12 protein-coding genes and 4 pseudogenes are annotated in these 15,647 nt (G+C 54.5%); 9 read left to right on the top strand and 7 right to left on the bottom strand.

Going from position 1 to position 15,647, the window contains the following annotated elements; genetic code table 11:
• Positions 1 to 12: 12 nt before the first annotated feature.
• From AU14_RS02205 to AU14_RS02195, 3 genes and pseudogenes are all read right to left on the bottom strand, one after another.
• Positions 13 to 989, bottom strand: a pseudogene (locus tag AU14_RS02205) (alpha-ketoacid dehydrogenase subunit beta).
• Position 990: 1 nt separating this feature from the next.
• A pseudogene (locus AU14_RS02200) lies at positions 991 to 2,174 on the bottom strand (thiamine pyrophosphate-dependent dehydrogenase E1 component subunit alpha).
• Between the two features lie 174 nt (positions 2,175 to 2,348).
• Positions 2,349 to 3,257 carry a histone deacetylase family protein gene (locus AU14_RS02195; protein ID WP_041338544.1) on the bottom strand — a complete coding sequence of 303 codons (909 nt, stop codon included), beginning with the start codon at positions 3,255 to 3,257 and terminating at the stop codon, positions 2,349 to 2,351.
• Positions 3,258 to 3,452: 195 nt separating this feature from the next.
• Between AU14_RS02195 and AU14_RS02190 the strand changes: the two are divergent.
• Positions 3,453 to 4,915 (top strand): annotated as a pseudogene (locus tag AU14_RS02190) (malate:quinone oxidoreductase).
• A gap of 152 nt (positions 4,916 to 5,067) precedes the next feature.
• Positions 5,068 to 5,466 carry a hypothetical protein gene (locus AU14_RS02185; protein WP_041338542.1) on the top strand — a complete coding sequence of 133 codons (399 nt, stop codon included), beginning with the start codon at positions 5,068 to 5,070 and terminating at the stop codon, positions 5,464 to 5,466.
• Positions 5,467 to 5,482: 16 nt separating this feature from the next.
• On the opposite strand, the gene AU14_RS02180 is transcribed toward AU14_RS02185, so the two are convergent.
• Positions 5,483 to 6,358 carry a LysR substrate-binding domain-containing protein gene (locus AU14_RS02180; protein ID WP_041338540.1) on the bottom strand — a complete coding sequence of 292 codons (876 nt, stop codon included), beginning with the start codon at positions 6,356 to 6,358 and terminating at the stop codon, positions 5,483 to 5,485.
• Positions 6,359 to 6,475: 117 nt separating this feature from the next.
• On the opposite strand from AU14_RS02180, the gene AU14_RS02175 reads away from it, so the two are divergent.
• A complete protein-coding gene (locus tag AU14_RS02175; protein WP_041338537.1) occupies positions 6,476 to 6,742 on the top strand; it encodes a DUF6552 family protein in 267 nt (88 codons plus the stop codon).
• A 13-nt stretch (positions 6,743 to 6,755) separates the two neighbouring features.
• On the opposite strand, the gene AU14_RS02170 is transcribed toward AU14_RS02175, so the two are convergent.
• A complete protein-coding gene (locus AU14_RS02170) occupies positions 6,756 to 7,295 on the bottom strand; it encodes a P-loop NTPase family protein (protein ID WP_201773502.1) in 540 nt (179 codons plus the stop codon).
• Between the two features lie 196 nt (positions 7,296 to 7,491).
• Between AU14_RS02170 and AU14_RS22535 the strand changes: the two genes are divergently transcribed.
• The 4 genes and pseudogenes from AU14_RS22535 to AU14_RS02155 all read left to right on the top strand — a co-directional run bounded on the left by AU14_RS22535 (position 7,492) and on the right by AU14_RS02155 (position 10,195).
• A complete protein-coding gene (locus tag AU14_RS22535; protein ID WP_269079085.1) occupies positions 7,492 to 7,692 on the top strand; it encodes a YbfB/YjiJ family MFS transporter in 201 nt (66 codons plus the stop codon).
• Positions 7,689 to 8,690 (top strand): YbfB/YjiJ family MFS transporter, encoded by a 1,002-nt coding sequence (locus AU14_RS02165; RefSeq protein WP_269079084.1) that lies wholly within the window; start codon positions 7,689 to 7,691, stop codon positions 8,688 to 8,690. The genes AU14_RS22535 and AU14_RS02165 overlap by 4 nt, the downstream gene beginning before the upstream one ends.
• A 102-nt stretch (positions 8,691 to 8,792) precedes the next feature.
• Positions 8,793 to 9,491: a glutathione S-transferase family protein gene (locus tag AU14_RS02160; protein WP_041338534.1), complete on the top strand. Its 699-nt coding sequence runs from the start codon at positions 8,793 to 8,795 to the stop codon at positions 9,489 to 9,491.
• 14 nt (positions 9,492 to 9,505) lie between these two features.
• Positions 9,506 to 10,195: pseudogene (locus AU14_RS02155) on the top strand (glutathione binding-like protein).
• A 12-nt stretch (positions 10,196 to 10,207) separates the two neighbouring features.
• Here the strand turns inward: AU14_RS02155 and AU14_RS02150 are convergent.
• Positions 10,208 to 11,074 carry a LysR family transcriptional regulator gene (locus AU14_RS02150; protein ID WP_041338531.1) on the bottom strand — a complete coding sequence of 289 codons (867 nt, stop codon included), beginning with the start codon at positions 11,072 to 11,074 and terminating at the stop codon, positions 10,208 to 10,210.
• Between the two features lie 178 nt (positions 11,075 to 11,252).
• Here AU14_RS02150 and AU14_RS02145 point away from each other — a divergent pair, with 178 nt between their 5' ends.
• On the top strand, positions 11,253 to 12,350 hold the full coding sequence (locus AU14_RS02145; RefSeq protein ID WP_094191269.1) for an alcohol dehydrogenase family protein: 1,098 nt from the start codon (positions 11,253 to 11,255) through the stop codon (positions 12,348 to 12,350).
• 107 nt (positions 12,351 to 12,457) lie between these two features.
• Here the strand turns inward: AU14_RS02145 and AU14_RS02140 are convergent, their stop codons facing one another.
• Positions 12,458 to 13,762 (bottom strand): ferredoxin reductase family protein, encoded by a 1,305-nt coding sequence (locus AU14_RS02140; RefSeq protein WP_041338526.1) that lies wholly within the window; start codon positions 13,760 to 13,762, stop codon positions 12,458 to 12,460.
• 168 nt (positions 13,763 to 13,930) lie between these two features.
• Here AU14_RS02140 and AU14_RS02135 point away from each other — a divergent pair, with 168 nt between their 5' ends.
• Positions 13,931 to 15,646 (top strand): protein adenylyltransferase SelO, encoded by a 1,716-nt coding sequence (locus tag AU14_RS02135; protein ID WP_041338523.1) that lies wholly within the window; start codon positions 13,931 to 13,933, stop codon positions 15,644 to 15,646.
• Position 15,647 lies beyond the last annotated feature (1 nt).

Genomic DNA, 15,647 nt, shown 5'->3' with positions numbered 1-15,647 from the left:
CCTGATACCAGCCTAGAAATCGACGCTCGCCCTGATGGCCTCATAGACCTTCAGGTGATTGGGCAGGTGCTCTTTTTCCAGCACCAGCGGGAACGGTGTGTCGATCCCGGTAACCCGTGCAATCGGAGACTCCAGATACAGGAAACAGCGGTCCTGTATGGTGGCGGCGATTTCACCGGCGAAACCGCCGGTCAGGGGAGCTTCGTGAGTGACCACCAGGCGTCCGGTTTTGAACACCGAGTTGGCAACGGTTTCCACGTCCCAGGGCAGGATGGTTCTCAGGTCGATAACCTCACAGGAAATGCCTTCTTTTTCGGCCATTTCCACGGCTTTCTCGATCACTTCCATCTGGCGCCCCAGCCCAGCAGAGTAATGTCCGAGCCTTCCTTGATTACTTCGGCTTCGCCCAGCGGCAGGCGGTAATCCTCATCAGGCACTTCGCCAACGGAGGCGCGATACAGCCGTTTGGGTTCGAAAAACAGGGTAGGGTTGGGATCATGAATCGCGCCCAGCAACAGACCCTTGGCCTGGTGGGGGTTGCGCGGTACTACAATCTTCAGACCGGGCGTGTGAGCGAAATAGGCTTCCGGTGATTGCGAGTGGTAAAGACCACCGGCGATACCGCCGCCATAGGGCGCCCGAATGGTCAGGCCACCTACATCAAACAGGTTGCCAGAGCGGTACCGGAACTTGGCGGATTCGTTAACGATCTGGTCGAACGCCGGAAAGATGTAATCCGCAAACTGAATCTCGGCCACGGGCACCGAGCCCTGCGCGGCCAGGCCGTTGGCAAAGCCGATAATGCCCTGTTCCACCAATGGGGTGTTGAAGCAGCGGGCCTTACCGTACTTTTGTTGCAGGTTACTGGTGGCTCGGAAAACGCCGCCAAATACACCGACGTCTTCGCCAAAACACAGTACTTTCTCGTTTTCGGCCATGGCCGTGTCCAGGGCATTGTTGATGGCCTGGAGCATGTTCATCTTACTCATCTCAGGCCCCTCCCTTCGCGTGTTCGGCACTCTTTGGGTACTCATCCGGATACTTGCGGATGTGCGCTTTTACCTTTTCGAACTGTTCTGCCAGGTGCGGCGGAACTTCGTCGTAAACATCGGTAACCAGCGTATCGAGTGCGGGAGGTGGCCGCTTCTGGGCGCGCTTCATGGTTTCAAGAACTTCGCGGCGCATGTTTTCCTGGAGTTGCTTTTCGTCGTCCTCGCTCCACCACTTCAAGCTTTCCAGCCACAAGCGCATGCGCAGGATTGGATCTTTCTCGCGCCAGACGGACTCTTCGTCTTTGCTGCGGTAGCCTGAAGGGTCGTCGGAGGAGGAGTGAGCCGCCAGGCGATAGCTCATGGCTTCAATCAACACGGGGCGGTTATGGTCTACCGCGAGCTTGCGTGCTTCCTGAGTGGCTTGATACATGGCGAGGATGTCGTTACCGTCCACCCGGATTACGTCCATCTTGTAGCCGTAGGCCCGGGGCGCAACACCATCGGCCGCGAACTGTTCAGCGGCAGGCGTTGAAATGGCATAGCCGTTGTTTCGGCACAGGAAGATAACAGGAACGCGGTGAACTGCGGCCATGTTCAGGGCCGCGTGGAAGTCGCCTTCGGAGGCGGCGCCTTCGCCAAAGTAAGTAATGGTGCAATGACCTTCGCCCGCCATTTTCTGGCCATAGGCGTAGCCGGTGGCTGAGGAATCTGAGTGGCCAGGGGCGATGAAATGGTCATGTAGTTGAGTTTTTTGGAACCGTAATGAACGGGCATCTGGCGGCCCTTGCCATAGTCCAGCTCGTTGCCGAACAGCTGGTTCATAAACTCGTCGATGGAGAAGCCGCGATAGGCGAGGGCTCCCTGTTCCCGGTATTGCGCCATGATCATGTCACCATCATCCAGCGCAGCGGTGCTGCCGATAACGGCGGCTTCTTCACCGGTGCACTGCATGTAAAAGCTCAAACGCCCCTGGCGCTGAGCGGCAAGCATGCGCTCGTCGAGAATCCGCGTGGTGACCATGGCCCGGTAGATACGCAGGGCCTTCTCTTTATCAAGATCAGGAGCCTTGGCACTCTTGTAGAGTGACCCGTCCTGTTTCAGTAACTTGAAGGTGGGAATCCGGAATTCCGCACCATCGGTAAATACTGGGGAATACACAACTTTGGATTTTGTTGTTGTCATAATCCTCTTCCTGGGGTGATGGCCTGAGGAACAAAACACTCCTTTTGGGAGTGTAGTTAAAGTCTCGAAAGACAGCCTGACGGATCGGGTGAGATCTGTGTCAGGATCGGAACACGTTTACCTTAACGTAAACTTCCGAAATGGGGTAGACCTGTGACGGGATTTTAAGGATTTCTAGCGGCCGAAAACTCGCTGAGCTTCTTCAATTACAATGGCATGGCGGCGGGCCAGGGTGGCCCGGTCATCGTCGTAGCCACCGCCAATCACTGTCGCGACGGGGATTTGTGCTTTTTTGAGCTCACTCAACACCAGGTTGTCCCGCTGCCGTATGCCGGATTCGGTGATTCGCAGCTGGCCGAGCGGATCGCCTTCGAACACGTCGACACCGGCGTCATAGAGCACAATGTCGGGCTGTACCTGTTCAATAGCCGCCAGCAGCGTTGATCGAACGGTATCGAGATAGGCTTCATCTTGGGTGGCGGCGGGTAGCTCTACGTCCCAGTCACTCTGTTTTTTGATGAAGGGGAAGTTCTGTTTGCAGTGGATGGAACAGGTGAATGCGCGGGGTTCGTTCTGGAGAAGAGCCGCGGTGCCATCGCCCTGGTGCACGTCGCAATCAAACACCAACACCTGAAGACCTTCGTTCTGCCGAGCCAGCACGTTTGCGGCAATGGCCAAGTCGTTGAGGATGCAAAAGCCCGAGGCGTAGTCGTGATGGGCGTGGTGGGTGCCACCAGCCAAATGGCAGGCAACGCCATGCTGCAGGGCAAGCTGAGCTGTGAGCACAGTACCGGAGGGAGCCAGAAAGGTCCGCTTTACCAGTCCCTCGCTCCAGGGCAGGTTCATTTGCCGACGCTCTTTGTCGGACTGAGTGTTGCGGTAAAAGCGCTGGAGGTACTCGGGGCAGTGCGTTTGTGTCAGCCATTGCTGGCGGCAGGGGCCTGGACGATAGCAGTTGCCCGGTGTCAGGATATTCTGGCCACGCAGGTAGGCAGCCAATCGCGCAAACTTCTCCATGGGAAAGCGATGGCGGGGAGGAAATGGGAAACTGTAATCCGGGTGGTACACCAGCGGAATGGTCATGGTGAGAAGTTGTTCCTGACTCTGGTCACTACAGTTCTACGCCCGGTTTTCGAAGTGGTTTGGTTGCTGTTGGGGTATCGGCCATATCAGGTTCCCTGAGAATGGCCGAAGCATGGTACCTTCGGGTACTAGCACTTTCTAGCACGGCTCCTTCGTGGACCAAACTCAAAAAATTCAGGCGGATGGATAAAGTTTATGAACCTGATCATCATCGGCGCGGGTATTATGGGCACCACTCTCGCCACCTTGGCGAAAGAGATGGCTCCCGAGCTGGACGTGACCATTCTGGAACGACTGGATCATGCCGGGGCGGGTAATTCCTGGGTATTCAACAACGCGGGTACCGGCCACGAGGCCAACTGCGAGCTCAACTACACCCCCGTGGATGAAGAGGTTATTTCGGTTGAGAAGGCTTTAAAAATCCACGCTCAGTTCAATATTGCCAAGCAGTTCTGGGCACACCTCATCGAAAAGGGCGCTATCAAAGACCCCAAGAGCTTCATCAACCGCACCAAGCACTGCACGATTGTGTCTGAGGCATCGATTGAAGAGCTGAGACTGCGATTCAAAGAAATGTCAGCCCATCATTTCTTCGAAAACATGCAGTTCTCCGAGGATTTCGACGAGATCAAGAGCTGGATCCCGTACCTGATGGAAGAGCGCCCGCGCGACCAAAAAATGGCTGCGACGGTGATTGAAACCGGTACCGACGTCAATTTCGGCGCCTTGACTGAGCAGATGGCCGCCCACGCGGTGCAGGAACTTGGCGTCAAAATTGAGTATGGCACTCATGTGAAACGCGTCCACCGCAGCCCCACTGGACGCTGGCTGATTGAAGCCGAACAGAACGGGGCGGAAATCCAGCATCGTGCCGACGTGTTGTTTGTTGGCGCTGGGGGTGGTGCTTTCCCGCTATTGAAGAAAAGCCACCTGCCGTTCCGCAGCCGCTTCAGCGGGTTTCCGGTCGGCGGTCGATTCCTGCAGGCGCCAATCAGCGCGGAACAGGCCGAGCAATATCGCGCTAAAACCTATGGCAAAGCCGCCGTTGGTGCGCCTCCTATGTCGGTACCGCACCTGGATTTACGCGTCGCCGAAGGCCAGCACTATCTGCTGTTTGGTCCTTTTGCCTCCTTCAAACCGGTGCTGGAGAAGGGGCGAGGCTTCTTTGATTACCTCAAATCCATGCGGCTGCATGACATTCCTGGCCTGCTGAACGTCGCCTGGAGCATTTCCCGCTGGTTAAGTATCTGGTGTCTGAGACCTTCAAAGGCGAGAAGAGCATGTTCGAGGAGCTGGAGAGCTTCGCTCCGGGCATGAGCAAGAAGTTCAACTGGAAAGCCATCGAAGCTGGCCAGCGCGTGCAAATCATCAAAGACGGTGATCTGCAGATGGGCACCGAGATTCTGGTTTCCAGTGACAAGACCTACGGGACATTGCTGGGCGCTTCACCCGGAGCCTCGGTTTCCCCTGAGGTTATGTTGCGCTGCCTGGAGCAGCTGTTGCCATCGATTTTTACCAAGGACGAGGCCCAGAAAAAGAAGAAAGAGATTTTCCCCGAGGATGATCTGGACACGCTGATTAACAACCCGGAACGCTACCGGGAGGTTCGTGATTCGGCGAACAAAACCCTTGGGATTCGTCAGCCCGCCGAACAGTAAAATCCTGCCGGAGAGCGGCTAAATTGCCGCTCTCATCTCACTCTCTCCTGTATCTGGTTGTGAAATGACGCGGTATCAGATGCAAGCAGATTGCCTGGTCCAAGCGTATAATAAGACGGATCTTTGACGACTCGTCCACAGGCCCAAGAACCATGATTGTGTGGGAAGGCAAAAGCTTAGTCGTAACTCTCTTCAGAACCTGGGCGAAGACCAGCGTCAGCGATTATCTTCTCGCCTACCAATCCATGGTTAACCACCACCCGCACCGAGAGTGGGTCAAAATCATCGACTTTACTGACTACGTCGAAACGTCCGATCTCTTGGGCTTGTTGTACGCCGACGAGTTGAAGCATATCCGAAAGGACATTGCCGAGTGGTCGGTGAGGCGTGGCATGATCCGGCAGGTGATTATCCTGGCTCCGGGAATTCCAAAAGACGTTATCGAGCAACTGATCCAAATCTACGATAACAGTGGTGCCCCGGCCGAGACGGTTTCTTCCAGGCATGAAGCGAGTGTCCGGGCCGAAGAAGTTTTGAAGGGCCACCTATGATCTTTTAATCAATGAGTTAGACATGCTTCTTTAACCAATTACTAACTGTTTTTGCCGCTACGGAATGATCGTGACGAGGCGCCAAGAGATAGAAATTCTGCTCTCCCTTAAGCGTCTCAAGAACCGGCTGCATTAGCCGACCGTCGTTAAGATCGCGCTCGACCAAGAACCGACTTGCCAATGCAACACCTTGTCCCGCCAAAGCGGCATCAATGCATAACGTTGTCTGACTGAGCCGTAGCCCTCTAATCTGAGACGTTGTTGGTCCGCCAAGCATTTCAAGAAATGAGGGCCATAAATCGTGTGTGTCGTGGAGGAGCGGAAAGTTCGCAAGCTCACCCAAAGTTAATCGCTTTGGCCCGTCAGTAAATAGAGCAGGTGAGCACACCGCAACAATTTCCTGTGGAAAGAGCAGGTGAGTTGTATGGTAGGCACTTGGCGGTGGTTCCCCCTGTCTAATCGCCAAATCTATTCCGTCTGTGTGAAAGCTCAGTACTTTTTCAGTTGCGGTAACGCGCAGATCAATATCTGAGTGCTGTTCGGTGAACTCGGCAAGGCGTGGAATTAGCCACTTGGAAGCAAATGTCGGCGTTGCGCTGATCGTGACTTTTGAAGGCGAAGGTAGCAGGCGCTCAGTTGCACTCGAAATTTGGGCCAGAGAACGGGACACGGCTGCATGGTAGTCACGGCCTTGAGCGGTCAGTGCTAAACCGCGAGATTCTCTGAGGAAAAGCCGAATGCCCAGATCGCTCTCTAATCCTCGCACCTGCTGGGCGACGGCACCTTGAGTGACCCCAAGCTCCTCTGCTGCTGCACGAAACGTTAGGTGTCTGCCGGCGGATTCGAAAGCACGTAACCCGTTCATTGATGGAAGATTCAGTTTCGTGGACACAGTAGTAAATCTGCAGTCTTAAAGCAGCTCCGATGGATGGCTCAACGTCTATTAACACCTTAAATTAGTAACTCGCTTATCGCAATTAGAGTCACATCGAATTAAATGGAGAACTGAATGACTGTAGAAAAAGTAGTGCTCAATCCTTTGAATTCGGAAAGCTCGGTTTCATTGGCCTTCGTTGTGAAATGGGTCGCTTCGATCATCCAGATCTTAGGCTATGCCGCGACAGGTTTTGGCTGGACGCCGTGGAATCTGTACCTATTCATTGTCGGCGTAGTTGGGTGGTTTGCCGTGGGGGTTTTCTGGAAAGACAAGGCAATCATGCTGATCCACCTGGTGGCTCTTGGCTCCATGACGGCCGGTATGATCACCCAATCCTGAATTGCTGTGGAGTTCAACGGCGTGCCAAGTGGCTCATGATCTGTTGAGCCACGTCGTCGGGTGACCGCTCAGAATTATCGATCTGAAGGGCATTCTTGTGCTCAATGGGAAGGAACTTCCACTCGGACAGCAAATCGGAAAGATGCTTGTGGCAGGAGATCTTATGGCTTTGCTGTCGCTCTGGTGACACTGAACGGCTGAATAGCACGTCATGCCTGGGAAGTATCTGAACCGGGTATACCTCTATGCCTTCTGATTCAAAGAAATCGAGATATCGACGGATTTCCTTTCGATCTTCCTGCGCGCACGTCATGAAGGTCATTACCATGCGCTCAACGCCAAGTTCATTGGCCTTGGATAGCGTTTGGCGCCTGATCGAATTAGTGAAGTGGTGGAAATCCTTGTCGCCGAAGGCGTCATAGATCGCCATGCTCAGATCAACCGCCAAATGATTATGAAAGAGCTTGAAGTTGTGCTTGCTCTGCAAGGCTTTGGCGACGGTCAATTTCCCCGCCGCTGGCGGTCCATGAAGCCAGACTAATTGCATTGTCATCTGATTTTTCCCTTGAGAAGTTTCAGTCTGCATCAATTTTGAAAGCGATTAAAACAACCAATGCAACACTGGCTCTATGGGATCATGATGAGGCTTGGCCATTGATTGTTGTTAGCATCCAAATAATCTATTTCCTATAGGTTATTGGCTGAGATACGCTTTGACCAGTCCCATTTTGCCAATGCCTGAGGTGCCCATGAATGACTCAGCTCAACGTTACAAGGTCCTCACCGCAGGGGTTTTGAACCTGATTCTGGTAATGGGCATTTCCCGCTTTGCCTACACGCCGCTGTTGCCGGCCATGTTGGAGAGCCCGGAGCTGGGAGCGGCGGAAGGCGGCTGGTTGGCGGCGATTAACTATTTGGGTTACCTGTGTGGCGCGTTAATCGCTCGATGATCAGTGATCTGGAACTGAAAGACCGGCTTTATCGAATAGGCCTCTTCCTGGCAGTGGTTACAACCGCGGGCATGGGGCTGACTGATAACTTCTGGCTTTTGTCGATCCTTCGCTTGGTGGCTGGCTTGAGCTGTGCCGCCGGTATGCTGATAGGTTCCGGGTTGGTGCTGAACTGGCTGATGCGGAACAACCATCGTAGTGAGTTGGGTATTCAGTTCAGTGGCGTTGGCCTGGGCATGGTTTTGTGTGCTGCTGCCGTTGAATTGATGAACACGGTGTTTGATTGGCGCGAGCAATGGCTTGTGTTGACCGCGATTGGTGCCGTCATTCTGATTCCGGCATTGGGATGGCTGCCACGACCGGTTCCTGTACCTGTCGGGTCGAATCAGAAATCCATGGAAGATTCGCCACCCAGTGCCGCCTTCATGAGACTGTTCGCCGTTGCTTATTTCTGTGCCGGCGTTGGTTACGTGGTGAGCGCGACCTTCATTGTTGCGCTGGTTGATGAATTACCCGGACTGGAAGGTAAAGGCGTTTGGGCGTTTCTCGTGATGGGGGTCGCTGCAGCGCCGAGCGCCATGCTTTGGGATCTCATTGCACGTCGGATAGGAAATCTGAATGCGATGATTGTCGCCAGCCTGCTGCAGGCTGTAGGCATTCTGCTACCGATTATTGAACCCAATCTCCTGTTCACGATGATCGGCGCCATCCTTTTTGGAGGCACCTTTGTGGGCATTGTCTGCCTGGTGCTAACCATGGCGGGCCGCTTCTATCCCTCCAGACCCGCCAAATTCATGGGGAAGATGACCATTTTCTATGGCATTGCCCAAATGATTGCACCGGCGATCACCGGGGTACTGCGTGAGTACAACGGAGACTACTCCGCGGGGCTTTATACAGCTGCTGGAGCAATGGTGCTGGGGGCCTTGTTGTTGATCATGGCCAAGAGCCGGGAAACTGCCTCTGAACAGCGGTGTTTGAAAATTTGTGACAATTAAGTTGAGTGATCACTCAAAAATATCTAAGGTGTTGGTTCATGCCCGCTATTGAGCCGTTCGGTTTCTCTGACGGGCGTATATCAATGGATTCCTGAGGTCACAATGATCAGATTCTATTTTCACCCCAGACCCAACCCGATGAAGGTCGCTCTTTTCCTGGAAGAAACCGGCACACCCTACGAGCTGGTGCCTGTCGACACCCTGAAAGGCGAACAGCACCGCCCGGAGTTTCGAGCCATCAATCCCAACGGTAAAACACCAGCCATCGAAGACGACGGTGTTAGGGTATTCGATTCCAATGCCATTCTGCTTTACCTGTCTGAGAAGACCGGACAGCTGGGTGGGGCGCCTGAAACCCGCGCTGAATTGCTGTCGTGGATGATGTTCCTGGCGTCTGGTCTAGGTCCTTATTCGGGTCAGTCCGTTCACTTCAACCACGCGGCGCCGGAGAAAATCCCGTACGCGATGAATCGCTACAGACGTGAGGCACAACGGCATTACGACGTGCTGAATACCCACCTGTCTGATCGGACCTACATTGTGGGGGATGACTACAGCATTGCCGACATCGCGGCCTGGGGCTGGATAGACAAAGCCGGCCCGGTACTTGGAGATCCAGAACTGACTGACTTCCCGCATCTGAAAGAGTGGTTCGACCGCATCAATAGCCGTCCGGCTGTCGCACGTGCACGAACAGTGGGCCAGGATATCCCTTTCCAGAGTGAGATGGACGAGGCAGCCAAGCGGGCGCTCTATCCGCAAAACTACCCTGAGAATGAACCGGCAACTGACACACTGTAGGCGGGTGAGACACCATGATAGACCTTTATTATTGGCCGACGCCCAATGGCCACAAGATTACAATTTTTCTTGAGGAAGCCGGCCTCGACTATCAGATTTATCCGGTTGATATCAGTGCCGGGGATCAGTTCAAGCCGTCGTTTCTCGCTATAGCACCGAACAACCGTATGCCGGCAATCGTAGACCATTCACCGTCAGCAGGTGAGGAGCCTGTTTCGGTGTTTGAGTCCGGCGCTATTCTGATGTATCTGGCAGAAAAAACTGGCCGCTTCCTGCCGCAAGAGCCTCGCGCCCGTGTTTCGGTTGTGCAGTGGTTGATGTGACAAATGGGTGGGCTGGGACCGATGGCGGGCCAGAATCACCATTTCGTGCGTTACGCGCCTGAACAGGTCCCCTACGCAATAGACCGTTACGTGAATGAGACCAATCGGCTTTACGGGGTACTCAATCGGCGGCTGGAAGGGCGTGACTGGGTTGCAGACGAGTATTCCATTGCGGACATGGCGATCTATCCCTGGGTGGTGCCCCATGAGGCTCAACAACAGAAGCTGGATGACTTCCCAAACCTAAAGCGCTGGTTTACCGCCATGCAACAGCGCCCAGCCGTCATCAAGGCCTATGAAAAGGGCGCTCCCTGGTCCAGTCGACCAGCCGTGACAGAGGAGGGCAAAAAATTGCTTTTTGGTCAGAAGGCCAATCCATAGGCGGTAAAGTTGTTAGGGCTGACGCAAAGCTTGGGCAGCATTGAGGATGCAGTTCTCCAATGGCTCTAGAAACGCCTTCCCCAGTGTTCCCGCCTCGATCAGGTTCATGGTGAACAGGCGCTGGTCCGGCATGCTGTCTATACGCAGTGGTCGGACTCGCTCTAATGAAATTGACGACTCCGGCAAAAGCGCCACCGCAAGGCCGCTTTCTACCGCTGCATAAAGATTGGCCATATCCGGGCTTGTGACCACCGAATGATGTGCCAGACCAGATTGTTTCAGGTCCAGCTGGGCAAGGTCTCGCAGTGCACAATCGCTTTCCAGTAACGCCACGGGCAGGGATCCTTGTCGCTCAAGAGGCATCCCTGTCGGCGCGTACCAGCATAGCCTTTCTGACCACAAGCTCTTTTCATTGGGAAATTGGGCCTCGCCGGTCACAATGGCAATATCCAGATCACCGGTGTTTACCAACTCTCGAAGTTTGCGGCTGCGGCCGCAGGTGATGCGCGGAACCAGCTCAGGAAAAGAATCCCGCATGCGCGGCAGGAAATGTTCCAGAAAGGTCTGGGCGTAATCGGTCGGAATGCCGAAATGTACCGGACCTCGCAAAGGCTCTGCACTGAGAGCACTGAGAGTCTCGTTGTTCAGGCGAAGCAGCTGATCGATGTAGGCCAGGAGCGTCTTCCCGGGATCGGTCAGTTTGATGCCCTGATTACTTCGCTCCAGAAGACGTTGCTCCAGCTGTTCCTCAAGACGCTTGATCTGCATGCTCACAGCTGCTTGCGAGCGGTAGAGCCGGGTAGCGGCTTCCTTGAACCCGCCCACTTCAACGACAACCGAGAAGGTGTTCAGTAACTCAAGATCCAGCAAGGGCTTCATGGCATGGTCCAAGGCAAGAGGTTGAAGGAAAGTCGGCGCAGTCGGTTATGGTTCACAAATAATGAACTACGGTATCAGATTAATTCGTTTGAATGAATTATTGGGCGTTCTTATGATGTCAGCCTGACATTCCCCGCTTGCGGGCTTTTTTTGGAAACCGATGATTGAGGGTAACAGCATGAAACAGAGCGACATTCCTGAGGTAATGGCGGGCGTGGTACTTACAGGTCATGGCGGTCTGGACAAGCTCGAGTACCGGGACAATCTTGCAGTACCAAAGGCCGGTAAAGGCGAAGTGCTGATCGAAGTGGGTGCCAGCGCAATCAATAATACCGATATCAACACCCGCACTGGCTGGTACTCCAAAGGTGTGACGACCGGGACGGACCAGGGCGCAGCCGGTTTTGAGTCCGCCAACGAGGAAGACGGTGGCTGGTCTGGACAGCCTCTGAGCTTTCCGCGGATTCAGGGCGCGGACGCTTGTGGCCGAATTGTTGCCGTAGGTGAGGGTGTGGATTCGGGCCGGATTGGCGAACGCGTGCTCGTTCGCCCTATGCAGCAGGCGCCTGATGATCCCTCTTCCTACAACTTGGTCACGTTCGGTTCGGAGTTTAATGGCGGCTACGCGGAATACGCCGTGGCACGCGCCAGTGAAGTGTTCGCGGTGAACAGCAATCTGACTGACACTGAACTGGCTTCGTTCCCCTGTGCCTATTCCACGGCGGAAGGCATGCTGGACAGAGTCGGGTTGAAGGCAGGTGAGCGCATTCTGATTACCGGTGCTTCCGGCGGTGTCGGATCGGCTGCGGTTCAACTGGCCAAGCGTCGTGGCGCCGAGGTCATCGCAGTGTGTGGGGAAGCCAAGTTCGATGAGGTTCGTGAGCTGGGAGCGGATAAGGTGATCCCCAGAGGTCAATCTCTGCTTGAATCGCTTGAGAAGGACAGTGTTGATGTGGTGGCGGATCTGGTTGCTGGCCCGCAGTGGCCGGAGCTTCTGGAGGTGCTGAGCCGAGGCGGGCGTTACGTGGTATCCGGTGCGATCGCCGGCCCCATCGTGGAACTGGATGTGCGCACTCTGTACCTGAAGGACCTGAGCTTTTTCGGGTCTACCTGGCAGCCAAAGCGAGTATTCGAGAACCTGATCGGCTACATCGAGCGGAATGAAATTCGACCGGTGGTAGCAAAAACCTACGCTTTGCGCGATGTGGTGCAGGCTCAGGAGGACTTCATGGCCAAGCGCTTTTCGGGAAAGCTGGCTATTAAGGTCAAGATCTAGATTCTCACTAGCGCAATACGAAAACGAGAAGTATCGAGCATAGTGTGATGTTGAGGGCCCATATCATCCATGAAACCCTTTGCCGGGTGCTCAGGCGCTTGATTGGATTAGTCATAGCTGAACCGCTCCGACAGGATACGTTGAGAGGGCGTGCCCCTCTCAATCAGGTGGTCTTCAACGGTATCCATCATGATTGCCGGCCCGCACATCACGAAGACCCATTCGCTGAATTCTATCTCTGTAAATACGCGATCGATTAGCGCCGAATCTATGAAGCCTGTTTCTCCGTGCCAGGTTTCTGGCGGTTCCTGAAGAACATAAAAGACATTCTCCGCATCTAACTCCTCACGATAGGCAATCTGATCGATTATGCGATTTCCATAGATCACCTTTACCTGGCGCGAATCGCCGGTCAGGCGCATTTGCCTGAGTATGCCCAGCAGCGGGGCAAGGCCCACGCCCCCTGCGATGAGCGCGACCCCAGGTTCAGTGCGACCATCGAGAGAAAGATTGCCATAGGCGCCATCAAGATAGGCGACTGTTCCAGTTCTTATCTGGCCGATTGTTCGTGTGAAATCGCCAAGTTCTTTGATCATGAACGATAGTTCCGGTCCGGCCGCCGGCGCCGAGCAAATGGAGAACGGGTTTTCTTTCAGCGAGAATGGGCTGTTTCCCACATTGAGCCAGACGAATTGCCCGGCTTTATAATCCAGACCACGATGACCGTCTGGTTTTACGGTCACTTCCCACTGCCTGGGCGTCAATCGGGCTACGGAGGTCACCCGCCAGGGGCGGGCCTTTTGCAGAAGGGGAACCAGGAGGTAAACAGAAAGTAGTGACCCGATAGCCAGTCCAGTCATTGCCAGCCACACCCAGCTCATCACGGGCTGCGATCCGTATCGCCCTGCATTCACGGTGTGGTGCCACAGAAGCATCGCGATCAAGAGCGCGCCGACACCATGTAAAAGACGCCATGTCTCGTATTTAAAGCCCAGTTGGGTGCGCCCGATGGCCAGCACTACGAGGCTCGGAAGTAACAGATAGGCTGCAATACCGCTCGAAAGCGCGGAAAAATCAGTCGTGATCGTCAATGCGCGCGTGGGGTCCCATGGGCGTTGACCACCCGAGGGCGTTCCCTGGTATAGAAACGGGTGCAGCAGAGCGAAGACCAGTGCCGTGCGGGCCATGATCTGGTGGAGCCGCATGGTTACATCCAGGCCTACGCCATTAGAAATGGCCTTGAAACGGCCGGACAAGATGAATTCTATGAGGACCATCGAAAAGGCAAGAATGCCCATACCGGATGCCAGCTCCTGTTGGAACTGGCGCGGCGGCCCTCCGACCCACCAGGAAATAGCCAACGGCAACGTGACAACGACCAGGTAACCGACGATCAGAATGAGCGGTTTCATCTGTCTTGTTTTCCCTTCCTTTGGCCATCTAATCTAGTCTTCTACAGAGTCCTTGGCAAAGCGTTGGCGATGAAAAACGCAGGTCAGATAACCCAGTCAACGCAAGACAGAACTCACTTATCCATGCACACTGCTGACCGTCATTAAATCTACGCGCCAGGAGCCCCTATGCTAAAGCGATCTCCCCAGGAGAGACATTCGTTTATCTCGAACTTCGACGATGTCGCAGAGTTGGCAGATTTTTCCCTTATGGACACTCTCAACTGTGACCCTGAGGCGAAAGCAAACGGGGCGGACCATGAGCCGCGTCAAGTGTTCTCGGGCCACTATGTTCCGGTAAATCCCACACCCATCGAGAACCCCGAGTACATTGCGCACGGCAAAACTCTGTTCCGTGAACTGGGCTTTGCTGACAGCATGGTGCAGTCCGATGACTTTGTGCGCGTATTCTCCGGCGACCTATCGCAGGTTTCGGAGCCGATGCGTCGGGTAGGGTGGGCGTGCGGCTACGCTCTTTCCATCTTTGGTACCGAATACACCCAACAGTGCCCGTTCCAAACCGGCAACGGATACGGCGACGGTCGCGCCATTTCGGTGCTTGAGGCGGTTATCAACGGACAGAGTTGGGAAATGCAGCTTAAAGGTGGCGGCCGGACACCCTACTGCCGGGGTGGGGATGGCCGGGCAGTTCTTCGGTCAAGTGTTCGGGAGTTCCTGGCACAAGAGCATATGCACGCGCTCGGGGTTCCAACGTCGCGGTCGTTAAGTTTGTACGTTTCAAAAACAGAGAAGGTCAGGCGCCCCTGGTACTCAGAGGCTTCACGTTCGATGAATCCAGACGTACTTATATCTGAACCAGTCGCCATCTCGACCCGCGTCGCACCCTCTTTCATTCGGGTTGGCCAACTCGAGCTTTTTAGTCGCCGTGCTCGCAGGAATGAGCATCCTCAGGCCATGGAGGAGCTTGAGAAGATGGTGCTGCATCTGATCGATCGTGAGTACAGTGACGTCATTGACCAAACATTGCCCACTGCAGAACAACTGGTACTGCTCGCGCGTGAGTTCCGCGGCCGGCTCGCATCGCTTGTGGCCAACTGGATCCGCATCGGCTATTGCCAGGGCAACTTTAACAGTGACAACTGTGCCGCCGGGGGCTTCACTCTCGACTACGGTCCATTTGGATTCTGTGACGTTTTTAACCCGCAGTACCAGCCATGGACGGGTGGCGGACACCATTATTCTTTCTTGAATCAACCGGCGGCAGCAGAGCGCAATTTCCACACGTTCTGCTCGACACTCCGGCCCCTGCTGACGGCAGATCCAGAGCATCTGCAACAGCTCGGAGAGATTCAAAGTGGTTTTTCAAGGGTGATGACAGAGCAAATGGAGCTAATGTGGGCGGCCAAACTTGGTCTTGCCACCTTTGACGCGACCTTGTTCAGCGAGCTCGAAAGCTTGATGGTGAACACACCTGTTGATTACACCATTTTCTTTCGAGAGCTCTCCGGCGTGCCTGATGATATTACCCCCCTGAAGAAGAGCTTTTATACTGGCGCGAGGAATGGTGCCAATCCGGAAGCGATGGATGCAGCCTGGTCAGAGTGGCTTAGGAAATGGAAATCACTGACGGCTTTGCAGTCTCGCGAGGAACTTTCTCGTCAGATGAAACTGGTTAATCCAAAATACAGTTTGAGGGAATGGTTCGTGGTACCTGCCTATCAACAAGCGGCTGCGGGCGACTATTCTTTGCTGCGAGAGTTGCAGGAAGTCTTTGCGCAACCATACGCCGAGCAATCGAAAGACGTGGAAGAAAAATACTACCGGTTAAAGCCGTTGGAACTCTTTGGAGTTGGTGGGTCGTCGCACTACAGCTGTTCGTCATGAT

The sequence above is a fragment of the Marinobacter similis genome, assembly GCF_000830985.1.
Lineage (GTDB): Bacteria > Pseudomonadota > Gammaproteobacteria > Pseudomonadales > Oleiphilaceae > Marinobacter > Marinobacter similis.
Note: the sequence above shows the minus strand (reverse complement) of the source record. Positions and strands in the feature narration are given on the sequence as shown.

Excerpts from the sequence above, each read along its gene's own strand:
- AU14_RS02170 (WP_201773502.1), bottom strand. The coding sequence starts at position 7,295 with ATGACAATGCAATTAGTCTGGCTTCATGGACCGCCAGCGGCGGGGAAA.
- AU14_RS02165 (WP_269079084.1), top strand. The coding sequence starts at position 7,689 with ATGATCAGTGATCTGGAACTGAAAGACCGGCTTTATCGAATAGGCCTC.
- AU14_RS02175 (WP_041338537.1), top strand. The coding sequence starts at position 6,476 with ATGACTGTAGAAAAAGTAGTGCTCAATCCTTTGAATTCGGAAAGCTCG.
- AU14_RS02140 (WP_041338526.1), bottom strand. The coding sequence starts at position 13,762 with ATGAAACCGCTCATTCTGATCGTCGGTTACCTGGTCGTTGTCACGTTG.
- AU14_RS02145 (WP_094191269.1), top strand. The coding sequence starts at position 11,253 with ATGAAACAGAGCGACATTCCTGAGGTAATGGCGGGCGTGGTACTTACA.
- AU14_RS02160 (WP_041338534.1), top strand. The coding sequence starts at position 8,793 with ATGATCAGATTCTATTTTCACCCCAGACCCAACCCGATGAAGGTCGCT.
- AU14_RS02150 (WP_041338531.1), bottom strand. The coding sequence starts at position 11,074 with ATGAAGCCCTTGCTGGATCTTGAGTTACTGAACACCTTCTCGGTTGTC.
- AU14_RS02185 (WP_041338542.1), top strand. The coding sequence starts at position 5,068 with ATGATTGTGTGGGAAGGCAAAAGCTTAGTCGTAACTCTCTTCAGAACC.
- AU14_RS02195 (WP_041338544.1), bottom strand. The coding sequence starts at position 3,257 with ATGACCATTCCGCTGGTGTACCACCCGGATTACAGTTTCCCATTTCCT.
- AU14_RS22535 (WP_269079085.1), top strand. The coding sequence starts at position 7,492 with ATGAATGACTCAGCTCAACGTTACAAGGTCCTCACCGCAGGGGTTTTG.
- AU14_RS02135 (WP_041338523.1), top strand. The coding sequence starts at position 13,931 with ATGCTAAAGCGATCTCCCCAGGAGAGACATTCGTTTATCTCGAACTTC.